General features: G+C 65.9%; 17 protein-coding genes. 2 read left to right on the top strand and 15 right to left on the bottom strand.

From position 1 onward, the window contains the following. The first annotated feature begins 58 nt into the window (after window positions 1–58). Entirely contained in the window at window positions 59–1,132 is a 1,074-nt protein-coding gene (locus tag ACR9ZH_RS00240; protein ID WP_481288745.1) for an MraY family glycosyltransferase, read from the top strand. On the opposite strand, the gene ACR9ZH_RS00235 is transcribed toward ACR9ZH_RS00240, so the two are convergent. From ACR9ZH_RS00235 to ACR9ZH_RS00195, 9 genes are all read right to left on the bottom strand, one after another. Next, the gene (locus ACR9ZH_RS00235) at window positions 1,095–2,270 is read right to left on the bottom strand and encodes a glycosyltransferase family 4 protein (protein WP_481288859.1); all 1,176 of its coding nucleotides are present in this window, start codon (window positions 2,268–2,270) and stop codon (window positions 1,095–1,097) included. The genes ACR9ZH_RS00240 and ACR9ZH_RS00235 overlap by 38 nt on opposite strands. Window positions 2,271–2,275: 5 nt before the next feature. Then, window positions 2,276–3,319, bottom strand: coding sequence for a right-handed parallel beta-helix repeat-containing protein (locus tag ACR9ZH_RS00230; protein WP_481288744.1), 1,044 nt, complete (start codon window positions 3,317–3,319; stop codon window positions 2,276–2,278). 4 nt (window positions 3,320–3,323) lie between these two features. Then, the gene (locus tag ACR9ZH_RS00225) at window positions 3,324–4,640 is read right to left on the bottom strand and encodes an asparagine synthase-related protein (protein WP_481288743.1); all 1,317 of its coding nucleotides are present in this window, start codon (window positions 4,638–4,640) and stop codon (window positions 3,324–3,326) included. 107 nt (window positions 4,641–4,747) lie between these two features. Beyond that, window positions 4,748–5,785, bottom strand: a complete 1,038-nt coding sequence (locus tag ACR9ZH_RS00220; RefSeq protein WP_481288742.1) for an EpsG family protein — start codon at window positions 5,783–5,785, stop codon at window positions 4,748–4,750. Next, complete coding sequence (locus ACR9ZH_RS00215; protein ID WP_481288741.1) at window positions 5,778–6,626, bottom strand: glycosyltransferase family 2 protein; 849 nt, start codon at window positions 6,624–6,626, stop codon at window positions 5,778–5,780. Before ACR9ZH_RS00215 ends, ACR9ZH_RS00220 begins: the two co-directional genes overlap by 8 nt. Next, window positions 6,623–7,849, bottom strand: a complete 1,227-nt coding sequence (locus ACR9ZH_RS00210) for a polysaccharide pyruvyl transferase family protein (RefSeq protein ID WP_481288740.1) — start codon at window positions 7,847–7,849, stop codon at window positions 6,623–6,625. The genes ACR9ZH_RS00215 and ACR9ZH_RS00210 overlap by 4 nt, the downstream gene beginning before the upstream one ends. Continuing rightward, window positions 7,849–8,829: a nitroreductase family protein gene (locus tag ACR9ZH_RS00205; RefSeq protein WP_481288739.1), complete on the bottom strand. Its 981-nt coding sequence runs from the start codon at window positions 8,827–8,829 to the stop codon at window positions 7,849–7,851. The genes ACR9ZH_RS00210 and ACR9ZH_RS00205 overlap by 1 nt, the downstream gene beginning before the upstream one ends. Further along, window positions 8,826–10,160, bottom strand: a complete 1,335-nt coding sequence (locus ACR9ZH_RS00200; RefSeq protein ID WP_481288738.1) for an oligosaccharide flippase family protein — start codon at window positions 10,158–10,160, stop codon at window positions 8,826–8,828. Before ACR9ZH_RS00200 ends, ACR9ZH_RS00205 begins: the two co-directional genes overlap by 4 nt. 2 nt (window positions 10,161–10,162) lie before the next feature. Beyond that, window positions 10,163–12,397 (bottom strand): polysaccharide biosynthesis tyrosine autokinase, encoded by a 2,235-nt coding sequence (locus ACR9ZH_RS00195; RefSeq protein ID WP_481288737.1) that lies wholly within the window; start codon window positions 12,395–12,397, stop codon window positions 10,163–10,165. A gap of 272 nt (window positions 12,398–12,669) precedes the next feature. Here ACR9ZH_RS00195 and ACR9ZH_RS00190 point away from each other — a divergent pair, with 272 nt between their 5' ends. After that, window positions 12,670–13,734, top strand: coding sequence for a polysaccharide biosynthesis/export family protein (locus ACR9ZH_RS00190; protein WP_481288736.1), 1,065 nt, complete (start codon window positions 12,670–12,672; stop codon window positions 13,732–13,734). Between the two features lie 81 nt (window positions 13,735–13,815). On the opposite strand, the gene ACR9ZH_RS00185 is transcribed toward ACR9ZH_RS00190, so the two are convergent. The 6 genes from ACR9ZH_RS00185 to ACR9ZH_RS00160 form a co-directional block, all read right to left on the bottom strand. Then, window positions 13,816–14,184, bottom strand: coding sequence for a DUF6984 family protein (locus ACR9ZH_RS00185; RefSeq protein WP_481288735.1), 369 nt, complete (start codon window positions 14,182–14,184; stop codon window positions 13,816–13,818). A 367-nt stretch (window positions 14,185–14,551) separates the two neighbouring features. Next, window positions 14,552–14,692, bottom strand: a complete 141-nt coding sequence (locus ACR9ZH_RS00180; protein ID WP_481288734.1) for a tautomerase family protein — start codon at window positions 14,690–14,692, stop codon at window positions 14,552–14,554. Window positions 14,693–14,841: 149 nt separating this feature from the next. Next, window positions 14,842–16,038 (bottom strand): epoxide hydrolase family protein, encoded by a 1,197-nt coding sequence (locus ACR9ZH_RS00175; RefSeq protein ID WP_481288733.1) that lies wholly within the window; start codon window positions 16,036–16,038, stop codon window positions 14,842–14,844. Between the two features lie 141 nt (window positions 16,039–16,179). Further along, on the bottom strand, window positions 16,180–16,953 hold the full coding sequence (locus tag ACR9ZH_RS00170) for an HD domain-containing protein (RefSeq protein WP_481288732.1): 774 nt from the start codon (window positions 16,951–16,953) through the stop codon (window positions 16,180–16,182). A 170-nt stretch (window positions 16,954–17,123) separates the two neighbouring features. Then, on the bottom strand, window positions 17,124–18,920 hold the full coding sequence (locus tag ACR9ZH_RS00165) for an XVIPCD domain-containing protein (protein ID WP_481288731.1): 1,797 nt from the start codon (window positions 18,918–18,920) through the stop codon (window positions 17,124–17,126). Between the two features lie 12 nt (window positions 18,921–18,932). Beyond that, window positions 18,933–19,550, bottom strand: a complete 618-nt coding sequence (locus ACR9ZH_RS00160) for a hypothetical protein (RefSeq protein WP_481288730.1) — start codon at window positions 19,548–19,550, stop codon at window positions 18,933–18,935. Window positions 19,551–19,552 lie beyond the last annotated feature (2 nt).

Here is a 19,552-nt window from a genome sequence, read left to right as displayed (position 1 = left end):
GGCGAACCCATGACTTCCCTGAAGGGAGGCAGGGAAGCCGATACGAGGACCCTGCCGCATGTTCGAGCCACGACTTGTGTTGGCGTGTGCGGTCTCCGCCATCGTCACCGCATCGATGATCGTGATCATGTGCCGCCTTGCCGGACCGTGCGGCATGGTCGACCGGCCGGGTGGCCGCAAAAAGCACGCCGGCGACATCCCCCTCATTGGCGGTCTCGCCATCCTGACGGGACTTCTCGCCAGCCTGCCGCTGCTACGCATTCCGCTGGGCCTGCAATTCCACCTGGTGGCCACGGCCGCCATCCTTTCCTTGGCGGGCGCGGTCGACGACCGCTTCGGCATGGGCGCGAGGGCACGGCTTTCCCTGGAGATCTGCGCTGCCGCGTGGATGATCATCGCGGGTGCGCCGCATATCGCGTGCCTCGGCCGCGTCGGCGATGCGGTGGTCTTCACCGGCGACCTCGGCGTGCCGCTGACGATCATCGCGGTAGTAGGCCTCGTGAATGCCTTCAACATGCTCGACGGCATCGATGGCCTGGCTGCGGCGCTGGCCCTCGTCGCGATCGGCGCCATGATCGTCTATGCCGACGGCAATACGGGGATGGTGCATATCCTGCTGGTGCTCGCCGCCGGCATCTTCCCCTTCCTGCTCGCCAATCTCGGGGTCTTCCGCCAGCGCATCTTCCTCGGTGACGCCGGCAGCATGCTGATCGGTTACCTCATCGCCTGGGCGCTCATCGCCGTGAGCCAGGCCACGCCGCGCGACGTGTCCCTTCCCGCCGCTGCGTGGTGCGTCGCGCTGCCCGCCTTCGATACGTTAGCCGTCGTGTACCAGCGCATGCGCAGCGGGCGTTCGCCGTTCGCCGCGGACCGGTGCCACATCCACCATCTCCTGCTGGCGGCCGGGCTGACGCCGCGGCAGACCTTGCTGGTCCTCGTCGTGCTAGCCAGCGCGCTCGCGGCCACCGGCTATGCGCTGCGTCACCTCGCGCCGGGCAGCAGCCTCGTCGTGCTCGCGCTTTCCGCACTGGCGTACGTCGGCGCCCGGAAGCTGGCGTGCCGCGCGCTGGCCCGCAAAGCCATGATCCGGCGGGTCAGTGCGCCGGTCCTCCGGCCGCTCGAACCGGAGTGACCATCGTGGCGCGCAGACGCTGACAGCCGAGTAACTCGGCATATACGCGCAAGGTCTGTTCGATGACGATCGACTGGTCGAAGTGCGCCACCGCGTTCGCGCGCGCACGCGAGCCCAGACGGCGCAGGAACGCACGGTCCGCATCCAGCCTGACGATCGCATCGGCCAGCGCCACGGCGTCCTTGCATGGCACCAGGAGACCGTCGACGCCATCGATCGCCACGACTTCATGGCAACCCGGCCGGTCCGTCGTGACGATGGCCAGGCCCGCGGCCGCGCCCTCGATCAACGAGCGGGGCACGCCTTCGCCGTAGTAACTCGGCAAGACCATCACATCGGCGGTGGCAAGCAGCGAAGCCATGTCGTCGACATGGCCCACGCAGCGGACGACGCCTTCGTGGTTCCACGCCTCCACGCGTTCCGGGGGAATGGAATGAGGGTTGCCCGGATCCGGTGCGCCCGAGAGCACGAAATCGATGTCGCGGCCGGCGCGCCGCAGCAGCCGCGCCGCCTCGACGAACTCCTCCACGCCTTTTTCCCTCAGCAGCCGCGAAGCGAGCACCACGCGCAGGCGCCCTTCGGGATGCGGCACCGGATGGAACCGCGCGGTGTCCACACCGGAACCCCGGATCACCCTGATCCGCAATGGATCGACGAGTCCCGCACGTGCCACCGCCGCGGCATCGTCCGGGTTCTGCAGCACCAGCAGGGACGAGCGGCGATCCAGCGTCCGCCGCATCAGGAAGGTCAGCACGGGCCGGAGGGTGCGTGCCAGCACGTCGTTGCCGGCATACACATAACCCATGCCGGTGATGGCGTTCACCACGGACGGAATGCCCGTGAGCCGCGCGGCAAACGCACCGTAGATGGCGCAGCGGAGGGTGAAATTGTGCAGGACGTCCGGCCGCTCCTCCCGCAGCACGGCAAGGGTCGCGTGCACGGTGCGGGCTTCACGCAACGGGTCGATGCGGCCGCGGCACATCGGCACCTCCCGCCAGCGCAGGCCTTTGCGCGCGAAGCGCGCTGCGTAGGCGTCCGAAGGAGATGCAAGGAGCACGTCGTGGCCGAGCTCCCGGAGACGGAGCGCCGTATCCAGGCGGAAGTTGTACAGGTACCACGCCGTGTTGGCGAAAAGCATGATCTTCACGGTGCACTCCGGGGAAGGTCGATCTTCACGTTCAGCCGCGGGGCCGTGCCGCTGGGAGCGGGATGCCATTGCGTGCCGTTGTCGCGGATGTCGTTCGTACCCAGCGTGGCGCCGCGCACGTCGCGTGCCACCACCAGGCCCTGCCTGCCCTGTCGCCGGATGGTGCAGCCGCGGATGTCGACGCCCTCCACGCCGCGCGCGAGGATGCCGTGCGTGCGGTTGCCTTCGATGACGCAGTCGGCGATCTCGAGGTCGTGCACGTCGCCGCTGCATTCGATGCCGCAACCGTCGTTCCGCGACAGCGTGCTGCGCAGCACGCGAATGCCGCGTGCGGCACCCTGCCGCTGCGGTTCGATATCGATGCCGGAGGAAGGCGCCGTGCCACGGGCGTCCACGAAGGCGCATCCGTCGACCAGCACGTCGCTCGCGACGGTAATCGACAGGCCCTGCCGGCGATTGTGGGTGCAGGTAAGCCGTTGCAAGCGGATCTGCTGGCTAGGTCTCGCCTCGCGGGCCTTTCCCAGGGCGCCGACATAGACGCCGTCGCCCCAGCATTCGGCAATGGCGATGTCCGCCAATGCGATACGGCTCGACGAGACGATACGTATCCCGTGCCCCCACTCTCCCCCGCCGCCGTGCCCCTCGCGATTGCCCACGAGCCTTCCGCCACGAATGGCGACGTCGCTGACGCCGGTCAGGTCGATGATGGCAGAGCGTGGTGCGTTGTCGGGCAGCGCCTGCAAGACCGCATCGTCGTCGAAGACGATGGAAGAACCCGCTTTCGGACGAAGCGAGCGCAGTGCATCGATGAGGTAATGGCCCGCCGGGACATGCACCGTCACACCCGTACGCGCGGCATCCAGCGCCGATTGCAGTGCGGCAGTGTCGTCCGCCTGCCCGTCGCCGCGGGCCCCGAACGAGCGCGCATCCATGGCATGGGCCGTGCGCACGGCGGGTACGGCCAGGCCGCCGAGCACCGATGCCGCACCCATCAGGAAGTGGCGGCGGCCGGCGAAGAACGGTAAGCGCGTGCGCGACACCACGTCACTCCTCGATCCTGGAGCGCAGCCGGCTGTGCACCCAGGGCAACACCACGGCCAGCAGGTAGAACTTGGACGCGTGGTACTTGTTGTCCAGGCGGCGACGATGGCGTTCCAGCCACGCCGTGGCACCGGGGACCACGTCCGCGCAGTCCGTCGAGAAGGCATGCACCTGTTCGAAGCGCGCCTGGGCGAGCTGCCTGACGTTGAAGCGGAAGCAGCCCTTGGCACGCACGTACGGAAGTCCCTGGAAATACCGCGCGATATGCGCACGCACGAGGCGCTTGTTCTCGCCGTTGGGACCCATCCGCCACGAGGGAGGCACCTCGCGGAGGACGAAGCCGGAAACCGCCGCGTCGCAATAGGGATACGCCACGCCCATTCCGGTCGCCGCGGTGACGAACATGCCCTTGCCGAAGCTGGCCGCTTCCACGATCGTCGCCGCCAGGCCGCGCCGGGTTTCAAGCCGCGTGGCCGCGGCGATTTCCGGCCGGAACAGTTCCAGGCGATGGCGCGACGCGAGCACGGGCCCGGGCGTACCGAGCAGGCCGTCGACTTCGCCGTCGCTGAAACGCGAGCCGGGAAACAAGCGCTCGAAGGCGTTCATCTGCAAGGTGCCCAGCGCATAGCCCAGGCGGAACCATTGCGTCAGCGGCTGCCAGTCGGCGATGCCGCGCGGCACGCGCATGCCACGCGCCAGCAGTGCCAGCATGCGATGGCGCAAGTGGGCGTGCATGCCGAAGTAGGAATCCGATCCCGTCGCATCGATGACGCCGTCGCCGCCATTTTCCGCGACGTGCGTAACCAGGTCCGCATATGAGAGCAAGGCGAAATCCGCCGTGAGCAGCGGCATCCGCGGGATCATCGTCAGGTAGCGGTCGTACGCCCGCGGCGCATCGCATTCCAGGCATTCATGGCGAAGGCCGAGGTGGCGCGCAACGAACCGCGCCGAGTCCAGTTCGTCTTCCTCGGTGCCGCCGCGATACGTGATGCAGGTGGCGTCGGGCCGGGCATCGGCCAGGGCGATGGCCATGGAGGTGGAATCCTTCCCTCCGCTCTGCAGCAGCCAGGGAGAGGCCATGCGCGACGTCGAACTCGCCGCCGCGTCTGCCAGCAAGGCGTGGTAACGCGTCACCAGCGTCTCGCCGTCTACGTCCGCCACCGCCGGCGCCAATGCCAGATAAGGGAAGCGAAAGCGAACGTCACCGTGCAGGTCGGTCGCATCGTCGAAGCCCGCGGTAATCGCCACCTTCACGTCTTCGTAGATGGAGTGCGGAGGGTAGACGAAGGCGTTGCGCAGCAGGTCCGCGACGGACGCCATGTCGACGGCGCCGCTGCTTTGCTCGAGGTTGCTGAAATCTGGGCGCCGTGTCCCCGGCGTGAGCCGGACCTGCACCCCGCGCCTGGCCGGACCATCCGCTGGAACACTCATAGCGCCACCCCATGGCTTACATAGAAGGCGAAGACACCGGCGCTCAGGAGCAGCCCGAGCCCGATCACGACAGGGTGGCGCAGCGGCGCCAGCCGCGAGTGGACGCAGAGGGCCGCGACCACCAGCGAGGCATAAAGCCAGGCAGGCAGCAGGAACCGGTTCGAGTAGTTGCCCCATCCCACCAGCAGGAAGGGCAACACCAGCACGAGGTAGACGCCTTGGAGGTCCACGATGCGGCCTGCCCACGGCTCGCGGACGGCCCTCGCCACGAGCATCGGCAGCCCGTACCAGAACAGCGTGAAGACGGCGAAGTCGAGGCGAACGCCGGCGCGGTAGACGGCGTAGGGACCATAAGCCATCACCGCGGCGTAGGCCGAGGGCGAAAGTATTCGCACGGCGAGCATGGTGAGCCCCAACGCATAGGCGGCGAAACCGGCGGCGGCCACCAGCTGCAACCAGCGTGGCCGCAAAAGCAGCACGGGCGCCAGCGCGATGTACAGCAGCGCGGAGTAATGAAAGCCCGTGGCCACGGCGGAGAGCACGGCGAACGCCACCCAGCTTCGCCTCTGGAACGCCAGGAGCGCGGCGATGATGGGGAACGCGGCAAGCCCCTGGCGCGTCGCATTGATCGCCGCGTTGACGAACACGGGCGACAGCAGCAGGAACATCGTGGCCGCGGGCAGCAGCTTGCCGGCAGCCGAGCCGAGGCTGCGCGCATAGGCTCGCGTCGCCAGCGCGCCGCCCCCGGCCAGGAGCAGGAACAGCAGGCCCTGCCATGCCTGCACGCCGAGCCCGGCAGCACTCGACAGGCGCGACGCTAGCACGAACAGAGGCTCGAAGCGCGTCACCACGACGCCGCTGCGCAGGGACAGGTACCACGCGGCGTAGATCGGCGTATCCGTCCCCTGCCATGGCTCGCGCCAGGCCACCGTGCCCAGCGCCACCAGCCCCGCGAGCGCCAGGACGGCCGCGCCGAGGACAGCCCACGCATTGGCGGCGGCCAGGCGCCGGGACGGAAGCACGATGCTATTCACGATGCGCCTCCCGCCTCGTCCATGAAGGACGCGAGGTCCGTTCCCGCATACGCGTGATGACGCGCCTGCGCGCATAGCGCGCATTGGCGAGAAGATCCGCCGCGCGGTAATGCCACCATCCGAGAAGGCCTTCCTTGTACAGCTCCGCCCGCGCCCGGCGGCCTGCGGCGTACATCGCATGCAGGTCGCCACTGAGCCCGCTCGCACCGAACGCTGGTTTGTGCAGGGAACCGAGCACGTGTTCGATCTTGGCGCAGCGGTAACCGGACAACAGGATCCGCGCCCAGAGCAGGAAGTCCTCCGAGCGCCGGAAGTTCTCATTGAAACGGAAGGGAAGGTCGCGCCGCAGCACGATCGAGGGTGTCTGGAAGGGGCTGCGCCACTGCAACAGGTGCGGACTCACCACGCGCACCTTCAACGGGTAGCGTTGAGGAGGTGGCGGCGCGCCGCGCCGCTGCACGTTCATGCGGTGGGCCAGCAGGGCGACGTCCGGCTGGTCCTCCATCACGGCCATCTGCACGGCGAGCTTCTGCGGGTGCCATGTGTCGTCGGCATCGAGGAAGGCGATGCATGGCTGCGTCGCGTGGCGCCACGCCCTATTGCGTGCCGCGGCGGGACCGGCATTTTCGTCGCTTCCCAGCACACGGATCCAGCCTTCCTCGTGGCGGCGTGCCACCACGTGCAGGTAATCCAGCGTGCCGTCCCTGCTGCCATCGTCCACCAGCAGCACTTCCGCGGGGCGCAGGCGCTGGGCTGCTACCGAAGCGACGGCGGCGTCGATGGTGTCGGCACAGCGATAGCACGGGATGATCGTGCTGACGGGAGCGCATGCCTTGCTCATGCGGCCTTCCCCGACAGGCCGAGTGCGGCGGCGGTCCTTCCCGCGGCGCGCCGCGCCTCGTCGCGTGCGTGCGCCGCGCGCATGGCCAGCCGTGCGCGGATGCCGTCCTCGTTCACCTGCAGGCCGTCCAGTGCCGTCCGCAACGCATATTCACTCACATCCTGCGCGGGCAGCACCTCGTTCTCGTCGCCGAGCAGATCGCGGTGGATGCCGCGGGCCTTGACGCTGTAAGCAATGGACACGGTCGGCACACCGCTGGACAGCGCGGCGATCGCGGCGTGCGTCCGTGCACCGATGAAGTAGCGCATGTGCGAAATGGCGGCCTTCGTCTGCGGCGCGTTCAGCCCCGGCGGCAACAGGCGCACCGCATCGCCCAGGTCGGTGAGCATGGCGAGCAGTCCCGAGAGATAGGCGCGGTCGCCGTCTTCGACCGTGCGCAGGCCGTCCACGTGCGGGACCAGCACGACATCCAGCCCCCGTTCGCGCACGGCATGACGGATGAATGCCGCCGCGCCCTGGCGCAGATCACGGCCATCGCGCCGGTACCGCTGGAGCAGGGGGCTCAGGTTGAAGCCGAGCGCGCCGCCTCGTGCCGCATGCCCTTGCGGCACATGCTTCGGATCCGGAGCAAGCGCGAAGGCCGGGTCTGCCATGCGCGTCACATGGCCCATGCCCATGCGCTCCTGCAGGTATGCCTCGCTTATCGATTCGCGGACGGCGAGCAGGTTCATGCGTGCCAGATGGGCCGTGACGGTATCGACGAAATGCGGTTCGCGCTCGAACGGCCCTACGGAAGCGCCCCACAATGCCACGGGACACCCGGCGTCCATGGCCCATCCATCCACGGCCATCACGGGCGTCGGCAGCTGGTAATCCAGGGAATAGTTGTCGCCGCCGATCGCAAGCACGGCATCGACGGACTCCAGCTGCCGCCGTAGCCACAGCGGGGGCGGCACCGGCCAGCGAGCGCGCTTGAGCATGGGAACGGGCAAGCGTTGCAGCCGCACCCACCACCGGCCGTGCATCGGCTGCCATGCGCGCACGAAATGCACGCCCTGATCGGCCGCGCCGGGCCACTGCCGGCCGTCGCGTGCGACGTCGGTACTCGGCACGAGGAATTCCGCCGAAGGCAGGTGCTCGCGCATCAGCGCGACCGTGGCGCGGACGATGGCCTCGCAACCGCGGTTACCGAACGTACGCTGGCCCGAGAGGTAAATGCGCATCACGGCTCCCGGTCGAGGTCGGTGAGGATGTCGGACGGCGCGCGGCGCGCCGAATAGCAGACTTTCAGCGTGTCGCTCGGATGGCCCACCGCGAGCATCATGATCACCGTGTGCTGGGGCGCCAGCGGCATGGTGCGGCGCAAGGCCCTGTCGTCGCGCGGGCCGCGGCTCCAGTTGAGGCAACAGGTGGCCAGGCCTAGCGAATGCAGGGCCATCACCAGCGCCATCGCGAACATGCCGCCGTCGATCCAGTGCTGGTAGCGCTCGCCGAGGGTGTCGAAAGCGCGCAGGTCCGCCGCCAGCACCAGCAGGCACGGCACGGTGTGGCCGAAACCCGCGTTGCCGTCCTGCCGGGCGAGAATGCGGTCGATCGTTGTCCGGCGCTCCGCGCGGTAAACGTGCCACGCCTGCCGGTTGCACACCGACGGACTGCGCATCGCCAGGGCGATGGCGCGCTCGATGGCGCCCTCCTCCACGGGCGCATCGCTGAAGTCGCGCACGGAATGGCGGCTCTCGAAGAACCGCTCGGGATCGTCCAGACGACCCTGCCGGATACATTCGGCGCTGGTGGCGAGCGCCCCGCCGCGCGTGGTGAGCGGCGGCACCGAATCCACGAACGCCGGCACACGCGACGCCGCGGGCGGATCCCCTGCGGCCGCCCTGAAATCGTGCAACACCTTCACGCCCACGGACGCATGCATTCCCGCTGGCGCCACCTCGCGCGGCCGTTGCTGCAGCAGGGCGACCAGGTCCTCCGCCGCGCTCCACCCCGCGCCAGTCCTGCGCTGGGCGAAGGCCAGGCTCTTCTCGAGACGGTGATAGGTCTTGACGGTGCGGAACTCATGGCGCTCGGGCTCGCGCGGACCAGGCCAGCCGCCGTACCGGGCATAACGCCAGGCGTCGTAAGCGAAGCCTCCGATCGCGCCGGCGAGATGGCGCCAGGGGCGAAGCATGCGGATGAGGTGCCGCGGCCGGTTCATGATCGCGCCGCCCGAAGCACGGGCACCGAGTGGCGCACCGCCAGCCACGACAAGACGAGCAGGACGGCCTCGCCGCCGACGGTGGCAAAGGCCGTTCCCAGCGCCTGGTAACGCGGGATGAGCACAAGGTTGAGAACGACGACGGCGGCAGCACTGCCGCCCATCATCAGCACGCGAAGGCGGGCTTGCCGCTCGTCCAGCAGGGCCGAGGCGATGGCGACGGAGAGGAAGCGCAGTGGCGCGCAGGCGGCAAGCACGACGAGTACCGCCGCGGCACCGGCGAACGCCGCACCGAACGCCATTCGCACGAAGACCTGCGCAAGCGCCGCCACCAGCACGCCGCACACCAGGCCCGCCACCAGCATGATCCACGCGCCATGGCGGTGCACGCGGCGGAATTTTTCCGGTTCGTGCACCGCCCAGCGGTGCAGTCGCGACAACAGGTACTTCTGGTACACGGTCGCGGGCAGCAGGTAGACCGCCATCATTACGCTCAATCCGATGCCGAACAGGCCCGCCTCGCGTGGCCCCGACATGCGATCGAGCATGACCGTGCCTACCTGGAAGAACACCGGATAGAGCAAGGCGGAAAGGCCATATGCCCAGCCCATGCGCCAGACCGCGCGCATCGATGCGTCGCGCTCCCCTCCGCCCCCCTCCTCCCGCGCCACATGGCCGCGCAGGTTGAATTCCCCGCGCCGCATGGCCATGAGCGCCGGCGCGCCCGCCAACGCCACGGCCACCCCCACCAGGCCAAAGCCCGCCGCCGCCGTGGCGGCGCCAAGGGCATGCCACGGCCATACCGCGAGCACGAACGCGAAGCGCGAGCCGGGCAAGGCAAGCTGCCACGCCGCCAGCCCCCGGTCGTCCTCTTCGAGCCGAAGCTTGCTGGACACCAGTCCGACGACCAGCGTGCAGGGAATCGCCGGCAACAACCACCACGCCAGCACGGCCGTTCCGTCGGGTGCGCCGGCCAGCGACCACGCGACGGCCGCGGTGCACGCGACCACGGTCGTCCATGCGACGAAACGCAGCGAAGGCCGCAGCCACCTCTGCGCGCGCCAGCCTTCCGCGCCATACAGGCGCAGCCATAGCTGCGGCAGGCCGAAACCCGCGACCGGCGCGAGCATGGTGACCGTCGCCAGTGCGGCGACGAAACGGCCGAAGTCCTCCGGACCCAGGCGGCGCGCGAGGAGCACCTGGACCAGGAAGGTGAGCACGGCGCCCAGCGCCGTCGCCATCCACAGCAAGGAAATGCCCGCGGCGGCCCTGCGCCACGCCGGCGGCAACAGCATCCAGGGCGCGCGCAGCGTTCCGGCGGAAGGCCGCATGGTCACGCCTGCACCAGCGGATAGTTGTAGCGGGTGTCGGTTTCGTCGCGCCGCCTCGGCCGGTCCACGGCATTGAAGATCGCCCCGCGTACGGTGGCCCGCCCCTGGGCCAGCCGCTGCCACACGGCCGCCACGTCGCGCGGCTGGTCCACGCCGTAGCGCACCACCAGCAAGGTGGTGCCAGCGTGCTTGCCGATCAGCGTCGCGTCGGTGAAGGCCAGCGCAGGCGGCGCATCGATGACGACGGTGCCGTAACGGGAGCCGAGCTCTTCCAGGAGCTTCACGAAGCGCTCGTGCATGAGCAGCTCGGACGGATTGGGCGGCAGCGCGCCGCGCGGAATGAACATGAGCCGCGCCACGCCGGGTACGGGCCTGACGGCATCTTCGATGGTGGTGTCGCCACGGATCAGTTCCGACAACCCGGGACCGGCCCCGCTGCTCAAGCTCGCATGCAACTCGCCGCCGCGCATGTCGCCATCCACGAGCAGCACTTCCTGGCCGGCGTTGGCGATCACGGTGGCAAGGTTCGCGCTGACGAAGCTCTTGCCGCTGCCTGTCCAGGCGCTGGTCACCAGCAGCACGTTGTTCGGCGCCTCGAGGCGCGTGGCGTCCAGGCAGGTGCGCAGGCCCCGCAGCGCTTCCACCGCCACCTCCCGTGGACGGTTGGCGAGGAGCAAGGCAGGCGAACGTATGTCGCGCGCCAGCCGCCGCGTCGACGTCGCGCGCCCGGCGCGGCTCCAGGGAATGCATGCGAACACCGGCAGGCCCAGTTCCTCGATCTCGGCCTCGTCTTCGATCGTCCGGCGAAGCAACTGGCGCAGGAACACGAAGGCCAACCCGAAGATCCCCCCCAGTAGGATCGCACCGGGAATCATCAACAACGGCAGCGGCCACACGGGGCGGGAGACATCCACCGCGGCGGGATCGATCAACCGGGCATCCCCGATGGCGGCCTCGCGCACTGCCTCCAGCTGTTGCGACTGGTGCAGCAGGTTCGCGTACGTCCGTTCGGCTTCCTGCACGTCGCGCGTCAGCCGCGGCAACTCCTGTTGCGCCACGGGCAACTGCCTCATCTTCCGGGTAAGCGCCGCCTTCCTGCCTTCCAGGATGCCGAGTTGCGTATCGAGCGCGCGCATGACGGGATGGCCTGAGGCGAAGCGCTGATCGGCATCGACGCGTTGCAGGCGCAACTGCTGGATGCTCGTCTCCAGCGTGGCCGTCTCGTTGAGCAGGCTGCCCGCCTGCAGGTTCGTGTCGATCGCCCCCGTCTTGCTCTGGTAATCGTTCAATGCGTGGCTTGCCCGGTCCAGGTCCGCCTTCGCTCGTGGCAATTGCCGCTGCACCACCTCGAGGCTGCTCGTGGCCTCCGCCGTGTTGCGCTGCACGTTCTGCCGCAGGTACCCGCGCGTGATGCGGTCGAGCAAGGCCGTCGCAGCGACGGGGTCGGTACCGCGGAAACTGAGGGAGATGATCCCGGAATCCTTGCCCTGTTCCGTTGCCACCAGGTTCGCCTGGACCATGCCCACTGTCGTCAGGGGCGCATGGCGAACCACGTCGAAGCGTGTCCCGGGGTTTGCGCGGAGCCGGTTCACGAGCAGCGTCACGTCGTGGCCATTCGCCAGCGCGCCGGCACGTCCGTCAACGAGCGTGTCACCGTCGTCGCCGAGGAGACGGTAGCTGCCACCTTCGCCCACCACGAGTTGCATGCGCTGGTCGAGCAATGCCGCGGGCACGTCGAGGCGGCCGATGGCGAGTTCCGAACCGCCCCAGTCGTACTGCGGCATCCCCAGCCAAGGTGCCGCGACGTCACCCGGGTTCGCTGCGCGGAAACGCCGCGCGAGCCATCCACCAATCACCGGAAAACGCTGGGGACGCACCTCGGTGAGCAAGCCCAGTTCGAGCACGGCGCGATTGACGACACTGCGCGAAGTCAGCAGCGGAATCTCCGTGGACGCACGCGATGCGGATGCATCGAGCATCTTCGCCATGTCGTCGACGGCGGGCACGCCCTGGCCCACCTGGATGACCGCATTGGCCTCGTAAACGGGCGACGCAAGCGTGGAATACAGGAGCGCGACACAGGCGAAGCCGGCCGCGAAACCCATCACCGTCCAGCGATGATCGTGCACGGTACGCAGCAGGGCGCGAAGGTCGATGTCGTCCTGACGCGCGGGGTTCTGCACGTCGGTATATACCTGCGCACGGGGCGCAGAGGGGATAGGCAAGTTGTTGAACACGGTTCGCTCCCTCGTCGATGCGAGAAGAAGAACGAGCCGCGGAACCCTGCCTGATCCGGGCGCAATATGTCGCGGAGCCGAGCATACGCACGAGCACGCCGCGAACGCAAACGTCCATTCGTGATCCTTCGGTGAATGAATCTGTGTTCAGAAGATCACGCGATTTTCTTGACGCGTGCGTCACGCGATGCGTGGCTTAACTCCCGCCACCTTCGTCCATCGAGGGTGCGCCGGCAGGGCGGTAATGCACAGCTTGCACAGGAGTCCTGCCGATGCACCGTCTCGCCCTGCTCGTCCTCTGTTGCGCCGCCTTCAGCGCCTGCGCGATCGTTCCCGGCCAGCGCATGAACGTCGGGGACTTGAAGGACGATCCTCACGTAACCTTCGTTCCCATTACTTACGAATTGCTTACGTCGACGCAGCAGGAGACGGCGATACCGCCAGAGTTCGGCAGCACGAAACCCGTCGACTACACCATCGGTCCCGGCGATACGCTCTACATCACCGTGTGGAACCATCCCGAGCTGACCTCGCCCGCAGGATCGCAGCAGCAGACCGTGGCCAACGGCCGTCCCGTGGGCACGGACGGCACCTTCTACTTCCCCCACGTGGGCGTGATCCACGCGGCGGGCATGACCGTTCCGCAACTGCGTGAGCACCTTTCGAAGGCGCTCGTGGACTACGTGAAGGAACCGCAGGTCGACGTGAACGTGGTGCAGTACGCCAGCCAGCGCGTCACCCTCGAAGGGGCCTTCCGCCGCACCGATCCGGTCATCATCGGCGCGGTGCCCTACACCCTGGGCGAAGCCATCGGCACGGCGGGCGTCGACCCCGCGCTCGCGGACCTCTCCGGGCTCACCCTGACGCGGGATGGCAAGACGTACCACATCGACGCGAGCGGCACGTCGGGACAGCCGCTACCGGTGATCTGGCTGCAACCGGGAGACCGGATCTACCTGCCGTTCAACGATAACCACGAGGTGTACGTGGTAGGCGAGGTGATGCGACCGGCCGCCTTGTCGTTCAAGACCTCGCACATCAGCCTCACCCAGGCGATCGGTCGCGCCGGCGGCATCAGCCCGGTGACTGCGAATGCGAGCGAGGTCTATGTCATCCGCGGGTCGAAGAACCTCACCCAGACGCCGACGCAGGTATATCACCTCGAGGCGACGTCACCCGCCGCGTTCGGGCTGGCCGACGCGTTCCCCGTCCAGGCCGGCGACGTGGTGTTCGTCGGGGCGGCTGGCGTGACCAAGTGGAACCGCGTGCTGAGCCAGTTGTTGCCGCTGTCGGGGTTCATCTATAACGCGTCGCGTGTGGATAATCCTTCGAACTAGGCCGCGGTGAGGTCGTAACCTCAAAGACACCGCCAATGAAGAGTTGATTACACGGCCGTCACCCAGTGTCAGTCTGCCAGCTCACATCCACTTGCTTGTGAGCGTAGACCAAACCGGGCTAATCACATCCTCGCCGTCAAGCCGGATCAACTCGAGTTCGAAAATCCTACCGTCAACTACATAGATTACTACGTCGACATTAGCGCCATCGGCATCTTTGACGATTCCTTCGACTGGGAAACCGTCCTTACCGCGGAAGGTGTCCTGTCCCTCGTATCGCGGTCGCTCGTATCCTTCGATGTGGAACGACAATATGGATGCATCGTGCGTCTCTTCGCTGACGGTACAGCGACTCAGATCGGAAAGCACCTGTTCGCGTTGTTCATCGGATCCGATTTCCGATGCCAGGACCCGAATAGCCGACAGCTCTTCGGCGGTCAGATGGCGCATGATTACCTCCCCGGAAATGGCGATCACGACTTCGACGGCGGAGCCTCATTCCGACGCTTCCTCTGCTTTTTCGAAAGGTCGGAAATGGCCTGTGGCGTCTCGTCCCTCAGCATGGCCACAGCATCGGAGATGCCGATGCGGAGCGACCGTCGCGCTAGTGCATGACTTTCCTGTTCGATCTTATTTCGAATCCGCACCGGATGTGCCTCGCCCTCGATTCAACGAGGATTAAAAACGGTTTCCACCACGGTTTGATAGAACAGCTTCAAATCAGCGTAGTCGATCATGCGTTTCCCAGGCAGGGTCCGTGACTCCGAAATCCCCCAGGAGCGCACGCAGCGCCTCAGCCTGTCGATGACGAGCCCACCTAGGAGTACTGCATCTCACCCCCACCGAAAGACCAGTCCTCGCGCCCCGTGCTCACCAGATTGATCCAGACATCTTCCTTCCGGATGCCGGTGCGCTCGTGAATGAGGTCGGCGACGGTCCTGTAGAAGGCCTTTTTCACGATTGAATAGATACTTGAATAGATTCAGAGCACCTAATCTTTTTAATTTCAAACAGATATGCGCCCTGGGGAGCACAGTACTGAATAGATTTTTGTACGGATCTTGGCAGGTGGTCGGACCGCCAGCGGTCCGAACCAGCCGGCTCAGCCTACCCCCTCAACGGCCGGAACATCGCCCTGAGATCCTCGATCACCGCCGCCGGGTTCTCGTAATAGCCGAAGTGTCCGCCGCCGTCGTGCGCCTTGAGGTACGCGGTGTTGAAGTACTTCGCCCGTGGTCCCGCGAGGAAGAAGTCCACACGCTGCGACGTGGATACGCCGGCAGGATTCTCGCCGCTCAGGAAGGTAATTCCCGTGGGCGCCTCGACCATGGGCTGGCGATCGTGGCAGGGCGTCCAGGGATGGCGGGCCGCGTCGGCATAAGCACGCATGGACGATCCCGCCGTCCCCGTGGCCCAGTAGATCATCGCCGTGGTGATCATGTGTTCGGGCGGGAAGACCCGTTCGGGATCGCCATGGCTGTCGCCCCATGACCGCCAGCGTTCGAGCAGCCACGCCAGCAAACCCACGGGCGAATCCGAAAGGGCGTAAGCCAGCGTCTGCGGATCCAGTACCTGTACCGCGAAATGGGATGCGAACTTGACACTGCCCGCGGGCGCCCGGTTCCCGGTGTCCCAGGCGCGCGCCGTGACGTCCCAGGGCCGCTCGGTGTTGAACTGGTCGAGCAGCATGGGATGCATCAGGTGAACGCCGTAAAGGCTCGCCGCGTACTTGTGTCCCAGCTGCGACGAAACGAGCGCACCCCAGTCGCCGCCGCTCGCGGCGTACCGGCGATAGCCCAGTATCTCCGTCATGAGGTGTTGCCACAGGTCCGCCGTGCGCCAGAAGTTGATCCCCGCACGGGGCGGCGGTCCGGAGAACCCGTAGCCCGGCAGCGAAGGCACGATGACGTCGAACGCATCCGCGGGGTCGCCGCCGAAGGCACCGGGATCCGCGAGAGGGCGGATCACCTCGCGCATATCCCAGAACGACCAGGGCCAGCCGTGCGTGATGATCAGGGGAACCGGCTTCGGCCCCACCCCGCGCTCATGGATGAAGTGCACCGGCACGTCGTCGATACGGACCTGGAACTGCGCGAAGCCGTTGATCTGCGCTTCTACCGCCCGCCAGTCGTAGCCGGTGCGCCAGTAAGCGACGAGCCGCCGGAGGTAGTCGCCGTTGACACCGTAGCTCCAGTCTTCGTTGCCGGGATCGTCAGGCCACGCCGTACGCTCGAGGCGATGCGCCAGATCGGACAGGACGGTGTCCGACACCTGGATGCGGAATGGTCGTGGGCGTTGAATCATCCGTCGGGCTCCTCGAGGCGAAGCACGGCACCGTTCGGTGACCTTGCCGGTCGCCGGGCCGTACACGAGGTGACCGTCGGAGGCGCCGGTTCCTTACGGCATGCTTCCGGCATCCGGACCTATGGGCCGACCGAGTTCCCGTTACTTGCCAACTTCCCAGCGCGACTTGAGCATCAAACGGCTGAAATCCCTGCGGACAAACTTGGGATCCTTGTAAGCCATGATGTCGGCTAACCCCGTGCCCTGGGTGGTCTCGGGTCGATGCTTCAGGCTGTCGTAGGCCGTTTGCATGAAGCCTTCCGCGAAGTGCGGCGGATGCGGGTGCGCCGCCTCGACAGCGTTGCGCTCGGCTGCGGTGAAGTCGTCATACCCGGCACCCACGAGATCCATGTTCGCACCCTCGGCCAGGAGAGTAGCGATGGGAAACAGGTGCGGGGAGATTCCATTCGTCGTATGCAGGGCGATGGCGAACCAGATGTTCTGGCTCTCCGCCTCCGACTTGCCGTGCTTCTTCAGGAAATCGCGAGCGGCGTTCGCACCATCCACCTCGAAGCGCGAATGGCTTGCGCCATAGCCTGAGGTCAGGCCGAAGTCGTGGAACATGGCCGCGACGTAGAGGAGTTCCGGATCGAAATCCAATCCCCTGCGCTTTCCCGCCAGCGCCGCCCAGTAGTACACGCGCACGGAGTGCTCGAACAGGAGGTCGCCTTCGGCATCGCGCACGAGCCGGGTGACGTCGCGGGCCATCTTGCTGTCGGGCAGTCGCATACCGGACACCTCGTTGCTGGCATTGGAGACCGGGCGCGCTGCTTCACGCGAGGGTGCCGGCGTCTGGGCATCCTGTGCCGTGACGGATCCGGCCATCGCGACGGCGAGGCCGATGCACATGCTGGCGATGGGCTTGCGGATCGTCATGGGGGGGGGTTCTCCCGCTTTCAGGGCGAATGTAAGCGGAGCGCGGGTCTCAAATCTTGCAAATAAACCATCGTCTCTTGGATGTCCTCCGGCTGCCGCCCTACGAACCGGAAAGCCGGCGTCCGGCAGCGATGGCACACAGCAGGCTAATGGTTACATGCGGCATGTTTTCAAAGTGAGCGTCCCATGCTCATTTGCGCCTGCTGCATCTGGACCGCCTCCAGGATCTGCGCCTCCTGCCTATCGTGCTGCTGAATCTGAGCGATCGCCTGCTCAGGAGGTGGAGGTGCCCTGTCGAGATCGATCTTTGCCGGCGTGGCGTGAAACCCGGTCCCGATAAAGGTCAAGGCTCCACGCTCCTCGTCCAGCCGGATTTCGGAGAGATTCCGCGCGTTAATCAGGTTCTCATGACAGGCCGCCGTGAACTGCATAAGGCGATCCTCCGACGCGTCGGGAATGCGCCGATGAAGCTCGTTGTAGAGATCGTGGTTCGGGTTATCGGGGTGGCGCGGGTCGCCGTAGCCGAGATTCGACTCGACCGGAAGGGACTGTGACCGCGGGGCCAAAGGCATCTGACGCTCCTGGCTCCGCTCCACCGACCGCTCGTGCACTGGCTCCGTACACCGCTCGAAGGCCTGCATGGCCGCTGGCCATTGCCTGGAACACCGATCCACCGAGGTGTTCAGGGATTCCACGACTGGCGCCTCCGCCCGCTTTTCGGGCTGCCCGAAAGACGATTGGACCGCGGAAATCGTGGACGCGTCTTCGCTCAACTCAATCCGGTGAATGCGGGAAAGTCCTGACGCCCGTGCTGCGACAACCAGCGCCGCGCTCAGGTTGTCGCTCCGCTGATCCGGGACCCGTGCAAACTGCCGGTCCAGTTCGTACACGTGCGCTTGCGCTTCCTGGTACAGGTCGTTGTCGGGATGGCCGGGTTCGTCAAGTCGCACTGTCGGCATGGTCGGCATGGTCGGCATGGTCGGCACGACTATCGCTGGTTCCGGTGCCGCCGATCGATAGGCCGAGAGGGCTTCGCTGGGCTCGTCAGACTGGAGGTAGGGCGCGTCTCGCTGACCGATGGTTCGCGTCTCCACTTTCTCCACCGCGCCACGTAGGGTGTCCAGCGTGGCGGGACCAGCGATGCCATCGGCCACCAGATCGTGGTCGCGCTGAAAGGCTTCGACGGCCTGTCGAGTGCTGGGGCCGTAGTTACCGTCAGTGACCAGGGCGCGGCCTTGCGCATCGAAATAGCGAAGGCGATTGAGGTCTGTTTGTAACTTTTGCACGGCTTGGCTTCGACCGCGTTGAAAGACTGAATGCTGAGCAGACTCCGTTGCAGCCAACTCGTCCAGAGAAATCGCACCAGTCTGCACGTCTCTCACCAGTTCGGGTGTAATGAGCGCACCCCACTCGCGGGCTGCAGCGACACGCTCATTCGCACCATTCGTATGCCCGTTAATCTTCAATCCTGCCGCCAAGACATCCTCACGCTCATGCGGCAGGACTCTGTCATTCCAAAATGCAAGAGCAAGTTTCGTAGAGACCTCGGGATCCGCAGCTATCTCTGGATCGGTAATAAGATCCACGTCGAACTTCTTCCCGAAAGTTTCGTAGTTGTACCGTCCGGTGAACTGAAAGTATCCCCTGCCGTGGAAACGCCATCCGTCGCCCGGCTCCGTGTTGCCTAGGCTACTTCGTCCCTCGTACATGATAGTTGCGACCTTCTGGCGGTCACGACTGTCTATCGCCTCCTGAACCTCCTCACGGGTATATCTGTCCTTGATGGACTTAACCTTTGACATCAAAAGATCGGCGCTTCTGTATCCGAACCTCTCGTGCATTGTCGTGAAGTTGGCAGTCTCGACGGCGGCATTCCCCATAAGATTCGAAAGTTCGGCCGGTGATGTTATGCCGGAATCAATCGCGGCCTTCAGTAGCCTCGCGGAAGAATCATTAAGACGTGGCATCTACTTCTCCTGTTATCCGCGATCCACTGTTTTATTCTTCTCCATCACTGGATCGATGTCCTCGGGCTTGAAATCATCCATGGAGATAAGGCCAAAGTCTTTCGGATAAGCAGCCGATCCTGTTGTCTCCCGGAGGTATCCATCGTCCGACGCCGGACCATATGAGTGCGAGAACTCGCCACCCGACAAGTACCACTTACCCGAGGAGTATCTGAACGAGTAGCTATACCAACCTCCTTGAACGGTGTTTGCGTAATTGGTGACTTTCAACTGGTCCGGAGACAAATCTAGATTGTCGTCCAGCTCTCTGTACCCGGCATTCGCGTTCTCCAATATGCCAACGCAATTGAACGCGCGCTTTGTTCGGCCGGTCACATGCGGTTGTCCATGGTCTGAATGGAAAGCGATCAGTTCGCATATGCGCTCACGTCGAACCACCATGGCCGCGGTTCTACCACCTGTCTCTTCGGAACCCACTGACTTGTAGGCAATCACGGTTCCGCCTGAGTCAACCAAGGCCTTGATATCCGCCGAGACCGGATCGTTCATTGGCTGGGTTTCGGTTGCGGAAGTAGCTTGCACAATGGCAAGACTGACGATCGCTGCCGCGGGAATGTTTTTGATATACATAA

This window comes from Luteibacter sp. SVR4-7G (genome assembly GCF_056755555.1).
This window is presented reverse-complemented; position numbering and strand designations above follow the sequence as displayed.